Annotated in this window: 19 protein-coding genes and 2 pseudogenes; 4 read left to right on the top strand and 17 right to left on the bottom strand. The window is 43.5% G+C overall.

Features of this window, described 5'->3' with window-relative positions:
* Window positions 1-111 precede the first annotated feature (111 nt).
* The 12 genes from DW743_RS13395 to DW743_RS13340 all read right to left on the bottom strand — a co-directional run bounded on the left by DW743_RS13395 (window position 112) and on the right by DW743_RS13340 (window position 18,235).
* On the bottom strand, window positions 112-1,674 hold the full coding sequence (locus DW743_RS13395) for a glycoside hydrolase family 43 protein (RefSeq protein ID WP_117761858.1): 1,563 nt from the start codon (window positions 1,672-1,674) through the stop codon (window positions 112-114).
* Window positions 1,675-1,693: 19 nt separating this feature from the next.
* Entirely contained in the window at window positions 1,694-3,403 is a 1,710-nt protein-coding gene (locus DW743_RS13390; protein WP_147345109.1) for a sugar ABC transporter substrate-binding protein, read from the bottom strand.
* Between the two features lie 84 nt (window positions 3,404-3,487).
* On the bottom strand, window positions 3,488-5,050 hold the full coding sequence (locus DW743_RS13385; protein ID WP_117761852.1) for a glycoside hydrolase family 43 protein: 1,563 nt from the start codon (window positions 5,048-5,050) through the stop codon (window positions 3,488-3,490).
* 14 nt (window positions 5,051-5,064) lie between these two features.
* Window positions 5,065-6,213 (bottom strand): glycosyl hydrolase family 8, encoded by a 1,149-nt coding sequence (locus tag DW743_RS13380; RefSeq protein WP_117761851.1) that lies wholly within the window; start codon window positions 6,211-6,213, stop codon window positions 5,065-5,067.
* A gap of 7 nt (window positions 6,214-6,220) precedes the next feature.
* Window positions 6,221-7,120, bottom strand: coding sequence for a carbohydrate ABC transporter permease (locus tag DW743_RS13375; RefSeq protein ID WP_117761850.1), 900 nt, complete (start codon window positions 7,118-7,120; stop codon window positions 6,221-6,223).
* A gap of 18 nt (window positions 7,121-7,138) precedes the next feature.
* Window positions 7,139-8,095: an ABC transporter permease gene (locus tag DW743_RS13370; protein WP_117761849.1), complete on the bottom strand. Its 957-nt coding sequence runs from the start codon at window positions 8,093-8,095 to the stop codon at window positions 7,139-7,141.
* Between the two features lie 86 nt (window positions 8,096-8,181).
* Entirely contained in the window at window positions 8,182-9,849 is a 1,668-nt protein-coding gene (locus DW743_RS13365; RefSeq protein ID WP_117761848.1) for an extracellular solute-binding protein, read from the bottom strand.
* Window positions 9,850-10,049: 200 nt separating this feature from the next.
* Window positions 10,050-11,651 (bottom strand): response regulator transcription factor, encoded by a 1,602-nt coding sequence (locus DW743_RS13360; RefSeq protein WP_117761847.1) that lies wholly within the window; start codon window positions 11,649-11,651, stop codon window positions 10,050-10,052.
* A 50-nt stretch (window positions 11,652-11,701) separates the two neighbouring features.
* Window positions 11,702-13,489, bottom strand: coding sequence for a sensor histidine kinase (locus tag DW743_RS13355; protein WP_117761846.1), 1,788 nt, complete (start codon window positions 13,487-13,489; stop codon window positions 11,702-11,704).
* Window positions 13,490-13,733: 244 nt separating this feature from the next.
* A complete protein-coding gene (locus DW743_RS13350) occupies window positions 13,734-14,009 on the bottom strand; it encodes a hypothetical protein (protein ID WP_117761845.1) in 276 nt (91 codons plus the stop codon).
* 134 nt (window positions 14,010-14,143) lie between these two features.
* Window positions 14,144-16,054 (bottom strand): sialate O-acetylesterase, encoded by a 1,911-nt coding sequence (locus DW743_RS13345; protein ID WP_243004584.1) that lies wholly within the window; start codon window positions 16,052-16,054, stop codon window positions 14,144-14,146.
* A 33-nt stretch (window positions 16,055-16,087) separates the two neighbouring features.
* Complete coding sequence (locus DW743_RS13340) at window positions 16,088-18,235, bottom strand: glycoside hydrolase family 3 C-terminal domain-containing protein (protein WP_117761843.1); 2,148 nt, start codon at window positions 18,233-18,235, stop codon at window positions 16,088-16,090.
* Between the two features lie 119 nt (window positions 18,236-18,354).
* Here DW743_RS13340 and DW743_RS13335 point away from each other — a divergent pair, with 119 nt between their 5' ends.
* From DW743_RS13335 to DW743_RS19090, 4 genes and pseudogenes are all read left to right on the top strand, one after another.
* Window positions 18,355-19,215, top strand: coding sequence for an AraC family transcriptional regulator (locus tag DW743_RS13335; RefSeq protein WP_117761842.1), 861 nt, complete (start codon window positions 18,355-18,357; stop codon window positions 19,213-19,215).
* Between the two features lie 155 nt (window positions 19,216-19,370).
* Window positions 19,371-19,918 (top strand): annotated as a pseudogene (locus DW743_RS13330) (biotin transporter BioY).
* Window positions 19,919-20,087: 169 nt separating this feature from the next.
* Window positions 20,088-20,216: a hypothetical protein gene (locus DW743_RS18820; protein WP_330411496.1), complete on the top strand. Its 129-nt coding sequence runs from the start codon at window positions 20,088-20,090 to the stop codon at window positions 20,214-20,216.
* Window positions 20,217-20,548, top strand: a pseudogene (locus DW743_RS19090) (hypothetical protein); the annotation flags it as partial. It abuts the gene before it with no gap.
* Between the two features lie 334 nt (window positions 20,549-20,882).
* On the opposite strand, the gene DW743_RS13320 reads toward DW743_RS19090, so the two are convergent.
* The 5 genes from DW743_RS13320 to mobQ all read right to left on the bottom strand — a co-directional run bounded on the left by DW743_RS13320 (window position 20,883) and on the right by mobQ (window position 26,271).
* Window positions 20,883-22,088 (bottom strand): site-specific integrase, encoded by a 1,206-nt coding sequence (locus DW743_RS13320; protein WP_117761841.1) that lies wholly within the window; start codon window positions 22,086-22,088, stop codon window positions 20,883-20,885.
* 111 nt (window positions 22,089-22,199) lie between these two features.
* Entirely contained in the window at window positions 22,200-22,433 is a 234-nt protein-coding gene (locus DW743_RS13315; RefSeq protein WP_016218019.1) for an excisionase, read from the bottom strand.
* Window positions 22,434-22,674: 241 nt separating this feature from the next.
* Complete coding sequence (locus tag DW743_RS13305) at window positions 22,675-24,012, bottom strand: virulence-associated E family protein (RefSeq protein WP_117761840.1); 1,338 nt, start codon at window positions 24,010-24,012, stop codon at window positions 22,675-22,677.
* Entirely contained in the window at window positions 23,981-24,625 is a 645-nt protein-coding gene (locus DW743_RS13300) for a CHC2 zinc finger domain-containing protein (RefSeq protein ID WP_117761839.1), read from the bottom strand. Before DW743_RS13300 ends, DW743_RS13305 begins: the two co-directional genes overlap by 32 nt.
* A 65-nt stretch (window positions 24,626-24,690) precedes the next feature.
* A complete protein-coding gene (gene mobQ / locus DW743_RS13295) occupies window positions 24,691-26,271 on the bottom strand; it encodes a MobQ family relaxase (protein ID WP_118760265.1) in 1,581 nt (526 codons plus the stop codon).
* Window positions 26,272-26,365: the final 94 nt, after the last annotated feature.

The following is a 26,365-nucleotide window of genomic DNA, read 5'->3' as shown; positions in this document are numbered from 1 at the left end:
TAGTTTTATAAATGCTTACGATTTCTGCTCTTTGCTAAAGTTAATGACATTGCATAAACACTGGGTTTGCGAGGTGTTTTAATCTACTTAAGTGTCAAAGATGAGATAATACTAAGGCTGGTATCGGTTGTCAATACATAAATTCTGCAATGTAAAATCATGAAACACTGCAGTTCCCCCTGTTTGCTCTGAGGCATAACAAAACAGTCCAACTCTGCACCCTGTAAAATGGTCCAGCTTGAAATACAATTTATGTACGCTCCCTAATCTTTTCCACTCGCCATGACTCCAATATCGAAAAACTACAATATCTTTCATATCAGAAAAATCAGCAGAAAGTTCCAGATGAGCAATCGGGCAATCCATCTTAACCCTCTCATGTTCCTCAAGGTTTTCACCTTTTTGGATGACAGGATATCGACTGTCATCAGCAGGACTCCCGGCACGCATAACCAGATAATACTGATCTGCCTGACGTGTTATTGCAATCATTCCATAACAACCCTGAAGTGCACAGATACCAGCATAATCACCATTGTTTAAATCAGACCCATCAATTACAACTGAAGCACGGCACCCGGGCCAGATCATTCTCTGCGTTAATGTATTTCGTGCTTCACACAAATCCTGGCACAAAGAACCGGCAGTTAGTTTTAATCCTCCATTTTCATCACAGTCAACCAGACGATAATCTGGCACATGATTCCACTGCCATGCTTTATGAATCGATATTTTTCCACCTTCCTTTTTATACTGAAACTTGTCATTCGCAGTCAGGGGTTCGTATACATATTCCGGTTTTCTGTTCCTCAGTAAAATCGGTTCTACTATTTTCCCATTACTTCCAAATTCCGGGAATCCATGAGTAAAATCTACCGGAACCAGAATCGGGATTCTCCCTACCGCTCCAGAATCCTGAAAAAGGAAAGCATACCATTCGCCTTCCGGTGTATCTACAATTCCTCCCTGTGCCACACCGCAATTGAAATATCCCCGATCATCATCCAGTATATCCCGTCCGATAAACTCACTCTCCAGACTATCTGAAACAAAACATGCCTCTGTTCTTCTTCCCGCTCCGCCATTGGGCCAGTGAATCAGAAATACATAATACTTACCGTTAATTTTATATGCATGAGCTCCTTCATATCCCAGACGCACATTTCCTGTATCCTCAATGATCTTTCTGTGCAATCCTCCAGGTTTCGGACTGCTCAGATCAGCAGTTAATTCTGTAATATAAATCTGTGTATTTCCATATACAATATAAACTCTGTCATCATCAAACAAAAGAGAGCAGTCATGGTAAAATCCTTCGATATACTGTTTTTTCCACGGCCCTTCTATATTTTCTGACTGATACAGATAAGTGCGATGGGTATCATTGGCAGCAAAGCACACATAGAATATACCATTATGATACCGCAGGGATGCTGCCCACATACCCTGTCCGTAAATATTTTCTCCATTCTCCATACACTGTGCCGGTGTATGATCCAGATCATCAAAAACGTAACCCACACGCTCCCAATCTGTCAGATTATAAGAACGAAGAATCTCACCCCCCGGCATAAAGTGCATGGTTGTACTGATCATATACCAGATATCCCCCACGCGTATCAGATCAGGATCCGGATAGTCCATGCCAATTAAAGGATTGTAAAAATCTTTCATTGTATAAGTCTCCTTTTCATCATTCACTTTTGTTTCCCGTCCGCTCATCCACTACTTTCTGCATTTCTGCAAAAAATATCTCCGGATGAACGGATTCGTAACTTTCCATATACTTCTCCCAGATAGAATCAAAATCCTCTGTCATAACCAGCTGCGGCAGATATTCACGTTTAACCTGATCCATTTTCTTCCATACCAGTCCTGCCTCAGAACCCGTTGTCAGAATATCCGCATAGGCATACACGGGAAACCACTCTCCCGGTATATCATGATTTCCCAGCATATCTACATAGTCATTACATCCATACGCTGACAAACATTCTTTCACATCCTCCGGCAGAGCAGCATAAAATTCCTCCGGCTGAAATTCCGGTGAAAAAGCATTGATTCCATCTTCATAATTTCCTTCTAATCGTGGAAAATAAGCATAAGAGCAAAAATGTGTATTTTTATACTGCGAATCAGCAACCATATCTCTCTGCTCTTCGGTCAGATAAAACAATCCGTTCTCGTCCACTTCATAATCTACCCCTTCAATTCCCCAAAAACGAAGTTTCTGAATATCCTCTCTGAGCAAATCATTAAGGAACTGAAAAGCCCCCTTTACATCTTTACAACTTACTGTGACAGATATTCCTCCTGAAACATCTGGCTGAGTTCCATTCTGGGTATGCCACTTATTTTGTACATTTCTGTCGATTGTAATGGGAAGAGGCACATAATTCATTCCCTCTCCCTGCTGACGCAACATATCATCCACGGTATAATAAAACTGCCACCACTGATCTGACATACCAAGAACACGTCCGGTAGCAAGTTTTTCCAGATACTCACTATAAGTCTGTGTGTAGAACTCTGGATCAAGAATTCCTTTCTGAAATTCTTCATTTAATATCCGGTAATATTTTCTTGCCGTTGCTGTGGTATTATAATCCTCCACTTTCAATGTATTTGGATTCACAATGCAGCAGCCATCATTAGGATAGCCATCTAAAAACTGCGGCACATTTTCCAGACAAAAATATCGCCAGTCATCACAAAGAACAGTATATGGTACAAGGTCATCCAAAGGATGAGCGTCCACATAAGCCTCAATAAGATTAAAGTATTCTTCCAACGTACGTATTTCTGGATACTTCGCCCATTTTAATACTCTTGTCTGTATCCAGAATGCTTCGCCATTATGCAGAATATCTTCTGATGGATTTTTTTGATTCCCAAACTGGGGGATCCAGTAAATATGCCCATCCTCCTGTTTTAACAGTTCCCACTGACTATCAGTAAAATAACTGCGCAGATTCGGGTATTCATCCCAATACTCATCAACCGGAATCAAAGCATTTGCTTCATATAAATCAATATTGCCGGAAATAAAATCTGGATACTCTCCTCCGGCAATATAGGAAGCAATAGCCTGGTCGGAAGTCTGTCCTACCAGCCATATCTCTTCACATTCTGCTCCTGTCAGTTCCGCGATTTTCTTTTTTATCTCATTATCCTCATCAATCTCCTGTCCTAGAACAGAAAAAAAAGCCGAATATTTTCTAATCTCCGGCTTTTTCCTATTTCCTATTTGCCAAAATGCTGTTCCCGCCAGAGCTACGACGCAGCATAAAAGTGTACATTGTTTCCAGTACTTTCTCATATATCCGTTTCCCTTCTTAGAAATTAAAGTATGCTTCGGTGTATCTGCTATGAGGGGTGCACCATGCTTTGCATAACATGACACCTTTTCAAGATAATAGTACCCAGAAATTCCGCTGGAATTTCCGAGTACACAGCTTAGAATCTTTAATTATTATAACGGATACTCTTACTGGTTTTCAATAGCCATCCATGCAAAGTCCGCATGATTTTCTGAAATTTCACCATTGGAGGATGCATACATTCCCAGGCAGCAACCTGTAAAACCGCCCGCCAGTTCAGTACTCAATCCTGTCATATCCACATCAGAAACAAGCAGCATCTTTTCTTTTCCCTGAACTTTATAGTAGAAATCTGTCTTCTGTCCTCTGCCTCTGATTTCCAGAGTTACAAATCCATCTTCGATTTCTTCAGCCGCCAGTTTTTCTTCTTTGTCACCCAGACGACGATTGAGTAACAGCTGCACCTTACCGTCACACATCATTTTGGTAAACCGAACATGATGTGTCTCATCACACAGAATGGCAAGACCAGCTTCCTCCCCATTTACACAGGGGGAAAACTCTATTCCCGCAGATGCAAGATACAGATATTCCTTCTGTCTTACAGCAACGAAAGCAGGACAGGATGTTTCATTTAATGTCTGCGGCAAAGTCGGAAGTCTCAGATATCCACTTCTCTGGAAAAGATCGTATTTTTCCCAAAGAGGCTTCCGAAGAGTCATGCATTCCATCGGGAGTTTCTTCTCGAAGAAATGGTATACCTGGCTTTCAGGTTTCATTTCTGCCCCATCTCCCGGAAGTTCGACTACCGACTCCAGCATACCGACTCCCGGATTCACAACAGGCCATCCATCTTCCCATGTCACTTTCGCAAGAAATGTATCGCGACCTGTATTTACATAGCCTTCGCATTTTCTGGAACCCAGCATAACCACATACCAGTTTCCATGGCCATCGTCCACCAGATCACCATGACCCACAGCAGTGATGGGATAATCATTTCCCAGATGACGATGCGTCAGAATAGGGTTATTGGGATTGCCCTCATATGGTCCCCACACACTTCTGCTTCTGGAAATCGTCATACTGTGATTTGGTCCTGTACCTCCCTCAGCATTCATCAGATAATAATAACCATCCTTTTTGTAAAGGTGAGGTCCTTCCGGCCAGATCACATGATGCATGGCACCTTTCCAGATTTTTTTGCTTTCACCAATAAGCTCCATGGTCTTCAAATCAAGTTCCTGAACCCATATCTCCCAGTCCCCATTATAACGAACTCCGTGCTTCTGGTTTGGTCTTGTTCCTACATAATAGCAATGAACTGTTCCATCTTCATCTTCGTCAAAGAACAGACTGGGATCAATCCCCGGAGCATCTTCATCCAGATAATAAGGATCAGACCAGGGACCCTCCGGGCTTTCAGCAGTTACAATAAAATTGTCTCGATGTGAAACATTTGTTGTAATCATGTAATAGCGTCCCTGAAAATACCTCAGGGTCGGTGCATAGATTCCCCTGGAATGTCCGGCATTTTCCAGATGGAGCTGTGACTCTCGGGTAAGCACATGACCGATCTGCTCCCAGTTAGCCAGATCTTTGCTGTGATAAACAGGAACACCAGGAAAATAAGCAAAGCTTGATGTTACAAGATAATAATCATCTCCCACTCTGCAGATGGAAGGATCAGGACGAAAACCCGGTAAAATTGGATTGTTAGCATAATGCATAATAATATCTCCTGTTAATAGATTCTATAATTTCCACTTAATGCAAGAAAAGCGAAGAAATAAAGGCAATTATCATAATATCTCCTGTTTCCTGTACGCAGAGGTGTATTCCAAAACTTGCGGACACAGGCAAGGGCATGCTCATTTTGTACCAGCAATCCTGCCTGTGCATTCACTGCTGTCATGGCCACCGGATGCAAAGCTTTTCCGGGGATTACCGTACCATCAATGGCAAAAATTCCATCCTGATGTTCCTCCCCTGCTGTCTCACAGAAAAATTTCAGAAAGTGCTTTCCTTCTTCCACTTCCCACTCATCTGCACCAAACCAGGCATAATCCAGAGCAATATTAGCAATCGTGCGATAGGCATCACTGTAATACCAGTCATGTCTCCCCCAGATATTCTGCCCTTTTGTGCAAGGGGTTCCATCATACTCTGCATACTCTGCACACAGGCCGGTCACAGGGTGACATGCCTTCTTCAAGTATTCCCTGCTTGCCTTCGCTGCTTCCTCCCAGAAAGAACGGTCTTCTTCGTAAGACCACTGTGCAAATAATTCATAAAAATGAGGCAAATGATAGGAAGGATCTGAAAAATCCACTTCGGTAATAAAACGTATCAGGTGGTTATCCGGATCCCACATGGCACGTCCCGCTTCTCCGTTTTCTCCTTTATGAATACAGGTATGCAGCAACTTTTTTGCCTCTTCGCTATAAGCAAAAATCCCTTCCCCGTCGCCCCAGCGATGAGAGGCAAAAAATAATGCCATTGCAAAGAACTCTTCTCCGTCCGGTGCCGGGCCATCAGCGTTTCTTGTGCCATCTGTTCCACAAGACCATGCAAAATATCCGGCATTTTCACCTTCAGTCATATACATATAGGTTCTTGCCCATTTCCATATCCTGTCAAACTCTTCTTTTTTATTCATCTGCACGCACATCATCATGCCATAAGACATGCCTTCCGTACGTGCATCCAGATTACCGGTATCCTCTATGTATCCAAGATCACAACCGACGGGATGATAAATTCTTTCCTCATCACTCCCATAAAAAAGAGTCTGAAATATTTGATCTATTCTATTTTCTATTTCCTTTTTCTCATATCCGGCTAATTCGAATATATTTGGATAAATTCCTGTGTAAACGGCTCCCTTTTCCATCTTTATCTTATTCCTTTACTCCTCCGATGGTCAGACCGGCTACAAAGTATCTCTGAAGGAACGGATACAGGCAGACAATCGGCAACATGGTCAATACGGTAGCTGCTGCACGTACAGAGGTTGGAGTAACTGCACCTGCTGCATTTTTCATAGCTTCTGCAGAATTACCCTGATTGGTAACGGAAGAAAGCAGTTTCATCAACTCATACTGCAAGGTTGTCAGGTGTACACTCATACGGTTGTACAGCATGGCATCGAACCAGGAGTTCCACTGACCAACTGCCACAAACAAAGCTACGGTCGCATACACCGGTTTACACAGCGGTGAAGTGATTTTCCAGAAAATCGTTGTGTATCCGGCACCATCAAGCTGTGCAGACTCTTCCAGACTCTCCGGAAGACCGTTCATATAGGTACGGATAACCAGCATATTAAAGGCACTGAACATACCAGGAATTACATAAACCCAGAAACTGTTTGTCATTCCCAGGTTTTTGTACAGCAGGAATGTTGGAATCATGCCACCGTTTACATACATGGTAATAACCCAAAATAGTGACAACTGTTTTTTGAACAGGAAATGTTTTCTGCTGACGATAAATGCCAGAATTGCATTGGCAATCAGGGCCAGCAAAGTTCCAACTACTGTTCTTGCCACAGAAACATAAGCACCTGTCAGCAGGTTATCTTTCTGTAAAACGGTAAGATAGTTCTTCCAGGTAAATTTTCGGGGCAACAGATAAATCCCACCCCTCAATGCATCCGTACCGTCATTAAGTGAAATTGCCACTGTATTCAGAATCGGATATAGTGTAATCAGCACGAATAGAATCATGAACAGGGTATTACATATCACGAAGATGGTATCCCCAACCGATGTTTTTTTCCTTTTGTGAAGTTTTTCCATAGTCTGATTTCTCCTTTCCTAAAACAGCCGCTCGTCACCGGTCCGTTTTGCAATCTCATTGGCGATGACAACAAGCACGATGCTGACAAAACTCTTGAAGATACCTGCCGCAGTACCAATTGCAAAGTCATTCTGGCTGATACCCCATTTCAATACGTAAATATCAATTGTCTGTGCCACGCTCTGTACCAGACCATTACCTAACAGGTACTGGATTTCAAAACCTGCATTTAATACGTTACCTACATTCATCAGAAGAAGAATCATAATAGTCGGACGGATTCCCGGTAATGTAATATAGCGGATTCTCTGCCATCTTCCGGCCCCATCAATATTGGCCGCTTCATAAAGGGAAGGGTCAATGGATGTAATTGCAGAAAGATAAATAATGGCATTCCATCCTGTTTCCTTCCATACATTGGCAAATGCCACGATTGGCCAGAAGAATTTTGGATGAGCGAAGAAATTCAAAGGCTGATCAAGAATACCGAATTTCAAAAGAAGCTCATTCACAATACCCGTTCCGGACAGTGCGTCATGCAGAATACCAGTTACGATAATCCAGGACAAGAAGTGCGGCAGGTAAGAGATTGTCTGCACTACTTTTTTTCCACCCTGAGACTTTACATCGTTCAACAAAATAGCAAATAAAATTGCCATAAAGAAGGTTGCTACCAGGTTGATTACACCCATAGCCAGTGTATTTCTGATAACACGCAGGAATGTGGCATCAGAAAACAACTGCTGGAACTTTGCCAATCCTACAAACTGAGAATGCAGAAGTCCATCCTTGGGACGGTAATTCTGGAAAGCCATCAGCCATCCTCCCAATGGCAAATAGCAGAAAATCACACCATATAATACAATAAAGGCTGACCAGATCAGCAGAGCTTTCTGTCTTTTTATTTCTTTCCAAGTGATTTTCACTTTCATTTCTGTTACTTTTTCTTTTTTTCTTTTTTCTATAGCAGCCATAGTCTCCTCCTAAAAAGAGAGGGCAGATGAACCGGTCTGTCACACGATACCGCAACCGACATCTGCCCGATTTATTCACTTATATTCTACTGATACTTCTTGGCTTCTTCCATTCTGCGATCAAGCTCTGTCTGCATTTCTTCCAGGAAATCCTGAGGATTACATTTTTCGTATACACTCATGTACTCATCCCATGCAGCTTCAAAATCTGATGCCATTACTACTTTAGGAAGATATTCATGCTTGATTTCTCCCATCTTTGTCCATGCAATACCACCAGGTGTGCTTGTTGTCATAGTACTTGAGAAAGAATACATTGGATACCATGGTCCCGGAGCCTCACTGGTTCCAAGCATGTCTACATATGTTTCAGCACCATAGGCATCGAAACATGCTTTCACATCATCCGGCAGTCCATCATAGAATTCTTCGGGCTGGAACTGTGGCGACATTGCGTTGATTCCATCACGGCTTGTTCCGGTATACCCTGGGAAATAAGAATAACCGCAAAAATGTGATGCTTTATAAGCAGTATCAGCTGCCTGAGTTCTCATTTCCTGAGTTTTATAGTATTTACCATCTTCATCTACTTTATAGTCAACATCTTTTACGCCCCAAGAACGCAGATCCAGTACTTCCTGAGAAAGAAGATCATTCACAAACTGTAGTGCACCTTCCACGTCATCACAGCTTGTTGTAATAGCAAGACCGGCGGAAACATTCAGAACACTACCGGAGTTATGCCACTGATTTTTAATTCCTCTTTCAATTGTAATCGGAAGCGGAACGTAGTTGCATCCCTGTTCACCCAGCCCCTGCTGTTTCAGTGCATCGTTTACACTATATGCAAAATCCCACCACTGGTCGATCATTCCCAGCACACGTCCGGTGGAAAGTTTTGCAATATATTCATCATAAGTCTGTGTAAAGGATTCCGGGTCTACAATACCTTTCTTGAATTCTTCATTCAATTTTCCGAAGTATCTCTTAGCTGTAGGTGTTGTATTATAATCAATGACCTGCAAGGTTTCCGTATCTACCATAACACTTCCATCATTTGGATATCCATCCAGGAACTGAGGTGCATTTTCCAGACAGAAATAACGCCAGTCATCACAGAGGATTGTGTATGGAATATTGGTTGTACCATCTTCCATTGTAGGATTGGCCTCATAGTATCTTTCAATCAGATCAAAATACTCATCCATGGTCTGAATATCCGGATAATCTGCCCATTCAAGAACTCGAGTCTGAATCCAGAATGCTTCATCATTGTGTGTTGTTGCTTTTTCCTCACCGTAAATATTACTGAACTGTGGAATCCAGTAAATATGTCCATCCTCCTGGCGAAGTTTATCCCATTCTTCCTCTGTAAAGAACTCTTTAATGTTCGGATACTGATCAATATAGTCATCCAAAGCAACCAAGGCACCGGCATCATAGAGCTGAGCCATACCATCTCCACCATCAATCAAATCCGGATACTCACCACCGGCGATCAAGGTTCCTACAGCTTCCTCAGCAGTCTGTCCTGTAAGCCATGTCTCTTTACATTTAGCACCTGTAATCTCAGCAATTTTCTGCTGAATTTCATTATCATCATTGATTTCTGTACCGGGAACTGCAAAGAATGCAGTAAATTCTTTTACTTCGCCATCAGATGACTCTGCACCTGTGTCTGTTTCTGCTTTGCCACAGGCCGCCATGGACACCGCCGCTAACAGCATAAGGGATATTAAACTTTTTCTTTTCATAGACTCCATCCTCCTATTTCTTTTGATACTATAAATATTTTCCTATTCGTCTGCAGAACAAATACGACTTATCAAGTAACTATATTGTACCTTCTACAAAAAAAACCTCAACCGGACAAAGCATACAAAAAGACAGGACAAATTATAGAACCCTATCATTTATCCTGTCTTTTTTCAGTTGGAAAATTTCTTCCATTTTCTCAGTTTTTCAATACTCCGCCCTGTCTGCGGAACTTTGCAGGTGTGCATCCCTTTGCCGCAATAAAACGGTTAATAAAATAATCGCAGTCTTTATATCCCACATCCAGAGCAATCTGATAGATTTTATCACTGGTATACAACAGTCTCTGAACTGCCTGCTCCATCCGATAGTTATTCAGATACTCTTTAAATGACTGTCCGAACTTTTTCCGGAATATCTGTCCCAGATAAGCACTGTTCACATAGTACTTTTTACTCAATTCTCTCAAAGTAAGATTCTCTGCATAATTTTCGCGTATTTCTTTCTCAACATCTCTAATTACGCCTCCCCTGGAAATATTTTTGCGAAGCTGAGCCAGATATTCTGCATACTCCAGAGCAAAACGCACCATATGCACACTGCTGCCTCTGGTGACTCCCTCTTCAAATGTGCTTTCACCAATGAAATGTAGAATTTCTTTCTGATCGACACAATCATCCTGCTCAGTTGCCAGATAAATCAGCTGAAACAGGAAATAATTAATGTTAAGATTGACTGTATCTGCGGCAAGTCCCATCTGCCGCATTTCTTCATACAGATTTTCCACACATTTACGGATCTGTATCTTATCGTTTTGCTCAATGGCTGATATCAACGCATCCAGGCTCTGTTTGCACAGGATAATACCCCCATTATGAATCTGTACCTCTTCTTCATAAAAATACATTTTCTTTTTTGCACGGAATGCTTCCAGAGAGTTCAATACACAGGCGGTACTATAGGATTTTGCGAGTCCAGAAATGTCTGATACTTTTTTACCCGCCAGCAATTTTACAGGACGCTGAATTGCCAGTTCAAGACTCTCCTGAAAGTCGCTCAGATACTCAACTTCACTGATTGCCCGGTTCTTCGCCATATAATCACAGTAAATAAAACCTATATCGTAATTCTTCTCATTCCAGGACACATCAAAGAAACAGTGACTGCTGTCTTCTTTCAGGAAATCCTGACAGGCCTGATGCAGTTTTCTCTGAATCAGACAGTATTCCCCATCCTCCTGTTCGGACATGTCTCCTATATCATAGGGTTCCAAATAAACATATCTGACACTGTCAGAAAGATTCATGTGACTTTTTATATATTCCAGATTCACCGTGTCATACTTTCCACAGAGAAGAGCAATAATATTTCTGGTCAAATATTCATGTTCCAGCTTTTGTTTTTTCTTTTCATTTTCCCTGGCAGCTTCTGACACTTTGGCTACTCTGCGCAGTACACCCAAAAGCTCCTCTTTTTCCACCGGTTTCAGAATATATTCCATACATTCATAACGAATTGCCTGCTGTGCATAGGAAAAATCACTGTAACCACTTAAAATTATAAAATAAGCATCTGAAATATTTTCTCTGCGTATTGTCTCCAAAAGTTCTAGTCCACTCATTACCGGCATCTTAATGTCTGAAATGACCAGATCCACCTTATGCTCTTTCAGATATGTAAGTGCTTCTGCTCCATCGGCAGCAGTATATACAATCTCATACCCTTCCTGTTCCCAGTCAACAAACACCATAAGCCCCTGTACAATAAAAGGTTCATCATCAACCAGCAAAACCCGCAGCATGTTCTTATCTCCTTTGTTTCTTTTCCATTCCCAAGACCCCTGTTGAAGTCTTATCTGTGCATCTGTATTCTATCATCCAGAGCGTCTATCGGCATCCTGATCTGAATAGTAGTACCGATTCCTACTTCACTCTCTATATGAAAACACACTTTGTTATCCGTTATCATTTTCAGTCTGAGGCAGGCATTGATAATACCTACACGCCCCTTTTCTCTTAGTTTCTCGATGCTTGCATTACACATCTTTTCCTTTATTTCAGCCACTTTGTCCTCATCCATACCGCTTCCGGTATCCTCCACTTCGATCCAGATATCCTCATGTTTACGATAAACCCGGACAAAAATCCAGCAGGAAGCTGTTTTACTCTCAATCCCGTGCACACATGCATTTTCCACAAAAGTTACGACAGTCAGTCTTGGAATCTGAATATCCTCACATTCCGGTTCTATGTCCAGCTCATAGGAAAGCCTGTCTCCAAAACGATACTTTTGAAGTCCCAGATATGCCTCCACGAATTCCAGTTCCTTTTTCATTCTGACAAAATTTGTACTCCAATCCACATTCTGACGTTCCATCACGGCCAGTTTTCCCACCATATCCGCAGTTTCATACTCTTTCTTTAAGATACTGTGCATCCGAATGCTCTCCAGGGCATTAAACAGGAAGTGAGGATTCACCTGACTCTGCAGTGCCAGAAGTTCTGCATTCTGTCTGGCAATATCCATCTCCTGTTCTCTCAGACGATCCTTATACACCGTCTGAATCAGATCATTCAGGCGGGATGCCATGTGATTATAATTGAGCATCAGACTGCCTATTTCATCTTTCCCCCGCACATATGAGATTTCCTGAAGATGATCCGCATCTACGTGATCAAATGCTTTGCTCAATTCTTCCACCCTGGCAGTAAAAGAACGATTAATAAGCCGCATCAGAATCCACGGCATCACCGTATTAATCAACACCAGAAAAACAATCAACGGCATATGATTCCATATCTGTGCCCGTATCCCACGACTTCTTTTACAGACTGCAATCTGTAGATGTTCTCCATAAGCACTGTATTCTTTCTGATAATCCGGCTGTATGTTTTCCTTCCATTCGCTAAAAGGCCACCCTGGCTGATTATATCCGTTATTAGAAAGCAAAATCTGATTATCTTTACATATATAGATCTCAGACTCATAATTCATATTATCCAGATTGCGTACAAGACTACTGTAATCCATTTCAATCGTCACTATTTTTTCACAGCTGTCCTGTCCGGAAAAATTTAGTTTTCTGATAAATAACACGCTGCGCCGCGGCTGCACTGCAGAACTTTTCCACTGGTCATAATAAAAATACAATACTGAATTATTTCCCGCTTCCTGCAAATATCTATACCATTCTGTCTCACGCACATCAGACAGACGGATGAAATGTCCGCCATTGATAATAGTATCATTGTCCGCATAAATCGTAACCACTGTATTATCCGTACCCATACTGGTCTCAAACAGTGAATTCTTCATAAATGCTTGATGTCCCGTCACATAATCCAGAGGAGTCTCATACTGTCGATTCAAAAACTCCTCGATATACCCGTTCATATAAATATTTTTTGCTTTCATTGCGGCATTTTCCACTTCCCGGGAAAGATTATATATAACAGCACTTGCATCATTTTCCATCACATGCCGCTGCTCCACTCTCTCGGATTGAACCACAATAAATAGAATAACACTGTCTGTAATGATAAGTGGTATCAGCATACAATAGATATACAGAATATGAAGCTTTTTCTTCAGGTTAAAGTCATTCATGGTATTTTCTAATCTATCAATCAGTCTCTTCATACGCTGCCCTCCTGTAGCCATCATACCATATTATGTTCCAAACATCCAGAACTATCTCTTCCAGCTTTCTGTCGGACCCATACATGAGATCCGGGGGACGGTGCCTTCCCTATAGAAAACTATTTTCTCTACTGCAAAAATTTTGCTTAAAAATTCTATTTGCACTTCATTGAATCCTTTGTGCAGTGAAATCGGTACGCAGGTTTTATGAACCTGTTCTATAATACCCACAGCCCAGAAATCATCATCCGGATTTCCCGCCAGATAGTTCTCCGGAACTGCCCAGGCAGCAAATCAGCTTGAGAATTTCCTGATCTTTTACCTCTCTGCTGCTCATTTCCAGTTTCAGCCATTTGCAGGGTTCTGCTTCTATTTCACAGAGAAAAGAACCCTCACCGTCATTCGCCACTTCAATGATAACCTCACGGTTTCCCGCATAGAGAAAATCTCGGATTTCCAGTGATTCACAGACCCCATAATTTTTCACAAGGATTCTGTCATCATCTGTACGTGAAACCATCAGGCGAGGTTTTCCAAAAGGTTCCACATACATTCTCACCGGATATCGGCAGCCATCTTCATTTTTACATCCTCATAAGCATCTTACTCTACTAGAAACGGTACACAGTACCCACCATCAAATATTTTCATTTCTTATGATATCTCCTGAAATATAATCTGGAAAGGAACTACCGGCAATTCCTCATCGCTGTATAAATTTGCTTCCCACGGACAGTCATTCCATGCATAGGATACTCCAACGGTATCTTCCGTTATGGATACTTCGACAGTATTTTCTCCTGTCAGTTTTCCCTCGGCTGCTTTACGGCTTCCATCTTTACAAATAATATCAAAACCTCTGACCGGTTCATTCTTATCCTGTCGCAGAGAAACTCCTGGTACTTCTTTCAGATCCAGAGTTCTTTTCTCTGTATGCAATACAATGCCTGACGGTTCGAAAACAAACTTTATACTTCCAGTATTTCTAATGGCTGCAGCAAGCTCCGGATTTCGGTATGATACGTTTCTGCCATAAATTAATGTTTCTGCCGCAAGTGCCGCACGTACGCCGACTGTTTTCTTATCGGTAGGATGCAGATCGTTGTATTCTCCCAAGTCATAAGCCTGTACCATCATGGCATACGGCAAACCGGCTGTTTTTCTCTGAGCCTCACGAAGTCTTGCCCACTGTATGCCGTCCGTATGAAGTTTTCCATCAGAAAATCCTGCCAGCTGCACAAAAATGAACGGCATATCCGGCATCTGCCAGAGGGTTCTCCATTCCTCGATCATCGTGCTAAATTCCTCCTCATAGGTTTCCGGCCGCCCGGTATTGGATTCACCCTGATAGAAGAAACATCCTTTGATTTTCCATCTTCTGATGGGATAGAGCATTCCCTGATAAAGTCCACATGCTTTAAACTGGAAAAATGTCATCTGCGGCAGCGATTCCATCCGGTGGATGATTTCATAATTCCAGTCACCGGAAAGAGATACCTTTTTCTCCAGATTGCTGCCATAACAAAGTTCATACACCTTTCCAGGTACAAATCCTCCTTCCTGTCTGAAAACCATCAATTTAACTTCGATGATATTCTCTCCTGCATGAAGAATTCCCTCCGGTATCCGATAAATTCTGGGTGGGTACTGGTATTCCGTCTCTCCGATCAATGTGCCATTAATTAAAATCTTATCTGCATCAATCATAGCACCGAAATAAAGAATAGCTTTTCCTTTTTCCGGTTTATCTTTTTCATCCAGCACAAAAGTTTTTGTAAAGCGCAATCCTCCATAAAACTGATCCAACACAGTATTTTCAAAGAAACCAGGAATACAAAAACTGCCCTTATTATCTGCCGCATAATCCATACCCGATTCTTTCAACGCCTCTTTTCTCCACCAAAGCTCTCTTTCTTCCTCCGCTTTGATGGTTGCTTCCGGATATTCCTTCTGCCGGCATTCTTGAATCTCCACAGCATCATAACCCAGAGCTGTAACAGTCTCCTCGCTACACCAGGATTTCACCGGTGTACCTCCCACAGCAGTCTGCAGAAGTCCAACCGGTATTCTTTCCCTATCATGAATTTCTTTTGCAGCAAAATATCCCACAGCACTAAACAGCTGCAGTTCTTCTCCCTTCGCTTTAATCCAGCAGCCCTTTTCCAATTCCTGACGTTTTTCTCCAAATACATATTCCTTGGGGACTTCGAACATACGGATTTCATCCTCTGAAGTATGCAGAATTTCATCTGCATACCGGTCCATCACCCGCTCAATGGGCAGTTCCATATTAGACTGCCATCCCAGAAGAAATACATCACCAAACAGTACATCATGAATCACAAGTTCTTCTTCCCCATCTGTCATCCTGAACTCCCACGGACCGCCGGCAGGCATTTCCGGTATCATCAATTCAAAGTATCCGTCATCAGCACAGATGGTTTTAACCTGAAAATTTTCAAAAGACAGTTCTACCGTTCTTCCCTTTTCACCATATCCCCAGATACTGTTTTCTACATCTCGCTGGAGAATCATCTCGTCACTGATTAACGAAGATAATCTCATCACTTTTCCCATGCTCCTTTCCAGACCGCAGTTTTACACTTCAGCTGCGAATGTATTGACAAATCCACCTTTTCCTGTCAGGGTCTTACTTCTTTTATCCGGCTGTGAAGTGCCTGTATAAACACAGTATTCACCGGATAGAATCTGTGCAGCGCCATCGATATCAAACAGTTCGAAAGCTTCCGGTTTTAAAGTCAGAACGACTTCCTGCTCCTCGCCCGGATTCAGAAATACCTTTTTCAAAGCCTTTAACTGGGGATTTGGAGTTCCGTCACAGCAGGATTTTACATAAACCTGTACGGTTTCTCCTCCGGCCATCTTACCGATATTTCGAATCACTGTCCGTACAGTCATTCCTGTACCCTTTCTGATGATTCCTGTTTCGGACACCTTATCTCCTTCGTAAACTGTAATCTCAGGTTCTGACAGACTGAACTCTGTATATGACAGTCCATAGCCAAAGGGATATAACGCTTCCTGTTCCATATAACGGTAAGTTCTTCCTTTCATGGAATAATCCGTAAACTCCGGCAGTTCTTCCACGGAACGATAGAAGGTTACCGGCAGTTTACCTTCCGGTGAACACTCTCCAAACAACAAACGTGCCACAGCCTCTCCACCTCTTGATCCAGGATACCATGCCTGTACGATAGCCGGAATATGCTCGTCAGCCCAGCTAAGATCCATAGCACTTCCGGTCAATGAAACGAGAACCACCGGTTTTCCACTTTCATATGCCGCTTTGAGGATTTCATTCTGCAGCCCCGGGTAGTTCAGATCCGGTTTGTCACCGCTGGCAAATTCATTTCCTGTATCGCCCTCTTCACCTTCCAGTGTAGCATCCAATCCAAGGCAGACAATAACCACATCACTGGCCTCGCATACGCCTTTCACTTCAGCCAGACGATCGTTTGGTTCTGAGAGAACACAGACACGGTCTTTAAATAAAGCACATCCTTCCGAGTACATGACACGAACATCATCGCCTACATAATCCTGAATTCCTTCAAGAACGGTTACATAACGGGAAGCAGTTCCCTCATAGTTACCCACAAGTGCTGCTCTGCTATTGGCATTTGGCCCGATGACTCCGATGGTTTTCATATTATTCTTATTCAGAGGAAGAAGTCCTCCTTCATTTTTCAGAAGAACCAGAGTTTTTTCAGAAATCTTTTCGTTTATACGGTTATGTTCCGGTGTGTCGTTTTCTGTATAAGGAATACTATCGAATGGAACTGTTCCCGGTTCTTCAAACATACCAAGCTTCATACGTGTGGTGAAAAGATTGATGACCGCCTCATTGATTCGTTTTTCATCAACTCTTCCTTCACGTACTGCCTGAACCAGATGAGGGTATGTACAACCACAATTCAAGTCACAACCGTGATTCATAGCCATCGTTACGGATTCCACCGGTGCATTTGTTACATGATGATTTTCATGGAAATCACGCACTGCCCAGCAGTCACTGACAACGTGCCCCTCAAATCCCCATTCTTCTCTCAAAATATCTTGCAGAAGTGTCTTACTGCCGCAGCATGGTTCTCCATTTGTCCTGTTATATGCACCCATCACAGCTTCTACTTTTCCTTCCTGCACACAGGCTTTAAATGCCGGCAGATAAGTCTCATACATATCCTGTTTGGATGCAACAGCATTAAAATAATGTCTCTCTCCTTCCGGTCCGGAATGTACAGCAAAATGCTTTGCACAGGCTGCTGCCTTCATATATACAGGATCATCTCCCTGAAGTGCCTGAATAAACCGCACGCCCAGGCGTGATGTAAGATAGGGATCCTCACCATACGTTTCATGACCTCTTCCCCAGCGCGGATCACGGAAAATATTTACATTAGGTGCCCAATATGTTAAGCCTTTATAGATGTCTCTGTCACCATATTTCACATGCATATTATATTTTGCACGTCCTTCAGTGGCAATGATATCAGCCATCTCCGCAACCAGTTCTTCATCAAAAGATGCAGCCAGACCAATTGCCTGTGGAAATAATGTCGCTGTTCCCGTTCTAGCAATTCCGTGAAGTGCCTCATTCCACCAGTTATATTTGGGAATTCCCAGTCTCTCGATTTCTGCCGCTCCGTGAAGTGTCTGGGAAACCTTCTCCTCCAGCGTCATCTGTGCTACAAGTTCTTCCGCCCGTTCTCTAAATGTTTTAGCCATAAGTAATCTCCTTTTTTGTTCATTTTCTATATTATAAAAAAGAATCTATTGTTTTCCTTATTGATTCTTGCTATACTTTTCCTATATTTTGCTATTTTTGAAAGGGATTATCTTTTACTATGATTGAAGATCTCAAAGGAATGAAAGAAACGATTGCATATGGTTCTTCACAGTTTCGATTGATGAAAAATCAGGAGACTGAAGATTATCCGCCACACTGGCATACAAGTATTGAAATTATCATGCCTTTAGAAAACGGCTATCAGGCCGTAATAGGAAATGAGTGCTACACACTAAATCCCCTTGATCTGTTATTTATCAACAGTGGGGAAATTCATTCACTGCAGGCGCCTGCCACCGGTAAGCGCCTGATTTTTCAGGCACCATTGTCGCTTTTTTATTCTATACCCGGTATGGGAAGCGCACTGCTGCTGTTACCGGAAGCTGTTTGCCTTACGCCGGCTTCCTGTCCGGAACTCTTTCAGGAAGTGTCTGCAAAATTCAAGGAAATCATCCGGGAGGCTGAAAAAAGTAATTATCTGGCCGATACCTGGGTATCCTCTGCTGTTATTCAGATTGTTCTTCTGCTAGTACGCCATAATTTCGAACATACTCCTCGATTTACCGATGTATCCTTTTCCTCCCGCAGAGAATACATGGAAAAATTCACAACGGTCTGTCAGTATATCGATACCTCATTTCGGGAAAATCTGACACTTGAACAGGCTGCAGAAATCGCAGGATTCAGTAAATATCATTTTTCCAGACTTTTTAAAGAATTTACAGGAATAACATTCCAAGAATACCTCACACGCCAGCGTATCCGCCACGCAGAAGAACTGCTGACCGATTCCAAAATCTCAATCACTGATATTGCACTGGCCTCGGGATTCTCTTCTGTCAGTAATTTTAATCGGAGTTTTCAGATGTATAACCACTGTTCGCCTTCGCAGTTTCGGAAAAAACTGATGCATGTATAGCGGGGCAGGGTGACCATGGTCACTCCTCAATCAACTTGCTATTTCTCCAAGTCAATGATAAAATCGAATTACATTAGATGGTTTATTACAGCTTCGGAGTAGGGATTATGAGAAACCTTGTGAAAGAAATTATCACAGGAAGATGGCTTAAAAAAATGAGTAATCTTACAGTTAATACAAAAGAAAAATTTTCCATTCAGCAGATTGCTGCGATTGGAGTAATGACCGCAGTAATCTGTGTGCTGGCACCTTTTTCACTGCCAATCGGGCCGGTACCGATTTCACTGACGAACTTGGCTATTTATTTTGTACTGTATATGTTGGGGGTAAAAAGAGGGACCATCAGCTATCTGGTGTATCTACTGATCGGACTGGTGGGAGTTCCTGTATTTTCCGGATTTACCAGTGGTCCTGGAAAACTGTTTGGACCGACAGGCGGTTATCTTATTGGATTTATTCCAATGGCTATCATAGCAGGAATGGTAATTAACCGCAAGATTAATAACAGATTGCTTTGCTTTATCATGTTGTATGCTATGCCTTTGGTACTGCATGTCTGGCATATGAAGCACACATGGATCTGTTGGCCGCATTGATGGCAGGTGTCATCCCGTTTATTCCGGGAGATTTAATCAAAATGGTTCTTGCTATGATATTGGGACCACAGATTCGTAACCGGTTGATTCATGCAAACTTATTCTAAGTAAAGACGATTCATCTGTGTATCGGTTTTTTTTCCTTCTGAATTTCTGGTAACTCTATACGAATAATATTTCTCCCCGATACTCATCGGGGAGTTTTTAAACACCACCTCTGAAACTTGATCCTGCGTTTATATGTCTGATAATAATTTTTCCCGCAACAAGAGACAGATGGCAAGCTGTGTTCCAATGATCACACCGCAATCCATAATTGGAGAAAATGAGGAAAAAATGAAAACCATAGAAATTATTGATGATGATATTTCGATTGGAGATATGCTGGCAGAAGTTCTGCCCTAGATTCAGAATGTTCCTGTAATTGTCCTCAGTGCCAAGATTGATGTTGAATCTTTTGCTCGGTGATGCTGCTGACTATATGACCAAACCGTTTGAAATAAAAGAACTTCTTGCACGGATTACTGTTCAGCTTCGGAAATGAAATACAGACAGAGAGACAGTCATTGTCGATCGGTCACTTAAGCCTGGATACACAAGACTGCACAGAACGTTCGCTTAAGAAGCACATCAGTAATCTACGAAAAAAATTGCAGGATGCAGGTGGTACAGACTGCCTATATTTCCCTTTTTCCATAGAAAAAAGCTCCGAAAAACTTATAATCACCAGAGAATAAAGTGTTTATAAGGCTTTCAGAGCCTTTAAAAAATCTTATTTAATTTGAAGTGCAAGCTTCGCTTACATGCCCATCTGTTTTGCAACTTCTTGAACCTGAGCCTCTTGGACTCAACCCTCAAAAGTGGCTTACTTACTGACTATTTTCGTGTTTTCCACTAGCAGCTTTGCTTCATTTCATTTTTATTTTACGAAGCTTTTTTTCGTACAACTTTTTTACTATTTTTCTACCCCCGATACCCGCCTTGTCATTATTTTCGTAAAGGTTTTTATCATTTTCGTAGGATTTATTTTACGAAGTCTTACGAAAACTTCTCTTCGTAAGCAGCCGTCCATCAGGCATTCATTGCTACTTTGAATTTCTCCAATTCATTTCCCATCATCTCTTCTGATATATGTGTGTATATATCAATTGTTGTGGAATAATGAGCATGTCCCATGAGCTGCTGAACAACCTTTGGGGTAATTCCCTTTTCAAAGCATCGACTGCAGAACGTATGTCTCAACGCATGAGGGGTAACTTTCGGCATCTGGATACGGTAAATCCTGTTGTATTTCTGAATGATATGCTCCAGATACTTTTCCCAGTGAAGGGCAACCATCGGCATATCGTTTTTATCCAGAAACAAAAATCCTGCATATCCTTCCACCATCGGTTCAACTTTTGGTGTCTTGCGGTTGGCAATGATTCTGCGAAAACACGCTGCGACAGCTTCCGTCATCAGCACATAGCGGATGCCTTTGTCAGTTTTTGGCTCTTCAATTACATACTGCATCTGTGCAGTACGCTGTAACTGATGGTCTACCTTAATACGCATTTCTCCAAACTCGATTTCTGAAACCGTCAGTCCACAGAACTCTGAGATACGAAGCCCTGTGTGAAAAAGAATATAGATTGCATCATAGTATCTGCTGAAATGTTTATCTTCAATAAACTTCAACAAATCTCTCTGCTGCTTTCGGGTGATCGCTTCTCTGGTAACAGAATCATTGACAATGACGGAGGCAAGCTCAAATTCAAATGGATTTTTACGAAGCAGGTCATCATCTACTGCCATCTGAAATGCCGGTCTGAGAACTCCCCTGATCGAATGAATGGAACTGTATCCCCGTCCATCTATCTGCTGGAGCTTAATCAGCCATGCTTTTGCGTCTGACAAACGCACCTTATCAATTCGCTGATTCCCAAAACTCTCTTTTTTCAGCATATTGATGACCGTTTTATATCCGGCAACCGTATTGTGACGAACTCCTGTTTTCAATGAAACATACTTTTCTACCAGCTCCAATACAGTATAGTTGCCACCATTTGTTACAATACGGTCAAACAAATCTGCTTCAATCTGTTTTTCTTTCTCACGCAGGGAAAGCTCCCGTTTCTTCCCCTTTGGCATTGGGTCATTCTTGTCCAAACGCCAACTGTATACATTTTTCTCTTTTCCGTCCTCATCAATATAGCGGAACCGATACCTCCCATCCTTACGCTGGTACTCGCCCTCTCGCAAAATCCGATTACGGTTATCTCGTCTTTTCTCACTCATCGTGAACTCTCCTTTCAAAAAAAGAGAGCCAGACTTGCACTCTTATCATAGCACAAATCCGGCTCTCCGCATAGTTATATCATGTGAAATTGGTAAATCTGTCAGCTCTGTTTACACAGCCGTAGCCTGATCCAGATACCTCTCAAATTTCTCACGCTTAATGAGGGCACGATTGCCGTTCATCACATAAAAATCTTCATTGGGATGTGTGTCAATAAGCGTTCTCAATTTTCCTTCGCCGATATGATAATATCTGGCTGCTTCCTCAATGGTAAGCGTATATCTACGCCACACCGGAATATCCGAGTAATTTTTTCCTTCTATATTCATCTTATTATTTGCCATAGGCAGTTATCCTCCATACATGAAAATAGCCAGACAGAGGGTGTCGGCAACGAAGTCCGGCAACGGGCTTCAAAAGACCTTGCAAACAATCTCAGTCTGGCATTACTTACTATTTATACTTTTCTTTTATTTTTCTGTTGTTTTGGTTGTTATAAGGGAGAAAAGCCCGCAGTTATGGGATTTCCCCCGGCAACCGGCTCGGCAACGGGATAGCAACAGGGGGTGCAACGGGCTGTCCTTTTCAGAATGGAAGCTCCATCTGTTCTGCGACCTCCACAAAACCGTCCATCGTTTTTTCAGACGGGTTGCCGGAGTCCGTTGCCGGGTTTTCACGCTCCCAGCCCTTTTGTCTGCCATATTCTGAAAACATTCTTGGGTTCGGGAAGTACCGCCAGCGGTCAATGCACTGGTTCATAATCTCGTTGATTTCCCGGATTTCCCATTGCTTCGGCTCGTCAAAGGTGTGGTTCAAGGCTTCCTTGTAAAGCTGCTTGGAACAGACCATGCTCCCGGTGTACTTATCAAGATACGCCTGTATCATTCCGGCTTTGGTGTCCTCCGGCATAAAATCCCGCTGGTGTTCTTTGAGATACCGTTGCATGGTGGGGCTGAAAGCCAGCTTGAACCTGCCGCTTCGGTAAATCTCCATCGCTTCCGCCCACATCTGCTCGATATAGGCTCTGGAAGCGGCTTCGTCCTCCAAAATGTGAACCTCGGCTTGCTCCGGGTACACCATGACGGGGATAAAGCGGCGGTTGCCGGAACGGTCAAGGGGCAGGAAGTCAAGGGCATTGGAAGTGCCGCCAAACACGCACTGACGGGGGCGGTCTGCCGGGTGGGTTTCATAGGGTATCTTGTAAACCTCTTTCTGCCGGCTTAAAAACGACTTGATTTCCTCAATGCTCTTGGCGTTGGCGGTTGCCATCATTTCCGACATTTCGATAATCCAGTGACCTTGCAGCTTGCGGTACACATTGTCATCGTCCAGCTTCCGCAAATCATCGGAGAACCACTCGTCCCGGACTGCCAGCAGACGGAAGAAAGTGGACTTGCCAGCCCCCTGACCGCCGACCAGACAGAGCATGATTTCAAACTTGCACCCCGGCTGAAAGGCTCGTGAGATTGCACCCAGCAGGAACAGCTTCAACGCTTCATAGGTGTAATCGTCTGCGTCAGCCCCCAGAAAGTGCCGCAGGCAGAAACGGATTCGTTCTGTACCATCCCATACAAGGGTATTGAGACAGTCCCGGATGGGATGGTACTTGTTTTCATTCGCCACAATCCCGATGGCATTATCAATCTTTTTCTCATTGGTAAGCCCATAGGTTTCTTCCAGATAAAGAAGCAGATACTTCATGTCCGTATCGTTCAGGGCGGTGCTTTCTCTGTGGAAGCCGATGGGCTTTATGATATCCTTGCGGTCGGTCAGGATGTTATATGCGATAGCCCCGGAAAGCAGCGGGTCACACTGGAATACGGTCAGACAGTTCCGTATGCTCTGACGGATACCGCCTTTCTCGGTGGTTTCCAGCCCCTCCTTGATTTCCTCAACGCTCTGGGGCGGCTGCATGGCGTTCATGGTGTTTTTTAGTTCTTGCTGCGTCTGCGGCTGCAAGCTCTGCCATTCGTTGTTCAAGCTGTATCACATCCTTTCCGTAGTCTGTAATCAAAGCCGCTTTTTCCTCTGTCTCCCCAAACAGCAGCACATCCAGCAGATATTCCACTTGGTCTTGCTTCTGTAAGGCTTCCACAAACCGGGGATGAAAGGCTTCCTCCGGGGAGTGCGGGGTATATTCCTTTCTCCATGCCCGGAGCAGGTGGAGATAGTCGGCAAGAATACGGAAGCAGCGGCTCTTTGCTTCCTGAAACTGTTCCTCCGGGGATTTTTGCCGGTGCTTGGGCTTTTTTGCCTTTCCCGGCGGCTTCCAGTCCTCATAGGAAAGCCCGAAGTCCTGTGCCAGTTGTACGGCGGCTTCTTTCTTTCCCAGCCCATACAGGGCGGCGGTAAAATCAATCACATCCCCATCCGCACCGCAGCCGAAGCAGTGGTAACGCCGATCCAGCTTCATGCTTGGGGTTTTATCGTTATGGAACGGGCAGCAAGCCATTCCGTTCCGACCTACATGGATTCCATAATGCTCCGCAGCCTGTCTTGTTGTGACGGACTGCTTCACAGCTTCAAATACATTCAAATCTATTCCTCCTTGAAAAAAAGAAAAACACCTGACATTCTCTGATTGAAAATGGCAAGTGCCTGTTAAAGTTCCATATCCTGTTGTTTGTGTTTCGTCTGTGCTGGGACAGTTCTTTGTGCTTTTTTCTCGTCAGCCTTATCCTGCAAGACTTCTTTGATAGGCTGTTTCTTGGGCGGCTCTTGGCTTTCCTCTGTGCCGGGGGTGGCTTTCCGTACCCAGTAGCGGATGTCCCGCAGCTTCTTCAAATCCTCCTGTACCTCGGTCAGCGGTGTTTTCAGGGCTGCAATTTCTTCCAGAAGCGTTTCCTGCTCCTCTTGCAGCTCCTTTTGGGTACTGTCCTTATCGTCCGGGTGCTTGGCAAGGTAGGCGGCGGCTTTCGCATACCGGGCAACCTCCGAGTATTCCTGTTTGAATTTCTCCTTTGTTTTCTTGAAAAATATCTTCTGGTACTTCTCATAGACAGGCTTACATTCCTTGCAGTCTGTCCGGCTGGCAAGAATCCCGTCAATCACTTTGCTGCGGGCTTCCTTTGGCTTCATCTGACTGCGGTAATCTGCGGCTGATTTCCCGGAAGATTCCAGAAACGCTTCTAAGTCCTCCACAGTGGAAAGCCCCTTTTGCCGGAGATAGGACAGGGCTTCGCTGACTGCCTTTAAGTCCTGCGAAGTCCCCCGGTTCTGTCCAGCCCTTGTCCAGTCCTTCCGTTCTTCCTTTCGTATTTCCATATATTTCATCAAAAGATTGGGAAGAAATGTTGCTTCCTCCGCCGCTTTTTGTGCAAGCAGCTCCTTCCGTTTTTCTCCCAGCTCGGTAATCCAGCCTTTGAGGTTTTGGATAAGCTGCCGGATGGACTTCATCAGACTGTTGGCGGCTCTGATTTCCCGGTTCAGGTTTCCGATATTCGTCTGGATACCACGCTTTTCCATCTGCCGGACAGCAGCCCCCTCATGGACAGTGGGGACAATATCAAGCCCCTGTCTGGCATAGGAACGCAAGTCCACACGCTCCGGACGGTCATTGGCTTCCAGATAGCGGTTCTGGATGACCTCCCATTCATGCCGCCAGATTTCGCAATACTTCTGGTCGTTCCAATCCACCGTATCCTCCTTGTGGCTTTTCCATCTGCCGGACGGAAGTTTTATCCGTTCCCCGTTTTCGTCAAGGTCATAAACCTTGCGGCTCTTGGGAAGCCATTTTCCATGTTCGTCCATTGCCCTCATAGTGAGCATGACATGGGCGTGGGGATTGTGTCCCGGCGGATGGGGGTCATGGATGGCAAAATCAGCAATCATGCCTTTGGAAACAAACTGCTGCTCACAAAACTCCCGGACAAGGACAGCATACTGGTCGGGTGGTATCTCTCTTGGGATGGTAAGCACCCACCGCCTTGCAAGCTGGGAGTTCCATTGCTTTTCCACCGCTTCGGCGGCGTTCCATAAAGTATTGCGGTCTGCATACGACCGTGGGGCGTTTGCCGGGAGCAGAATTTCATTGTGGACAATACCACGCTTTTCCGGGTAGTGCTTCACTTGCTGGTCGTATTCACAGAACAGCTTTTCGCCGCTTTGGTAAGCAGCGGCGGCAACCGCAGACTGCCGCTGGCTGCGCTGAACAATCGTGATTTCGTTGTGTGGGCAGGACATTTCGTGTCCCTCCTTTCGGTAATTGGTGGATGGGGTGGCGTTTTACCACCTCATTTCGGGCAGAAAAAAAGCAGGCAACCTTTTTCAGATTTCC

Origin of the sequence: Blautia sp. AM28-27, assembly GCF_003480905.1 — a bacterium.
GTDB lineage: Bacteria > Bacillota > Clostridia > Lachnospirales > Lachnospiraceae > Fusicatenibacter > Fusicatenibacter saccharivorans.
The sequence above is the reverse complement of the archived record's forward strand: the minus strand, read 5'-3'. Positions and strand labels throughout refer to the sequence as shown.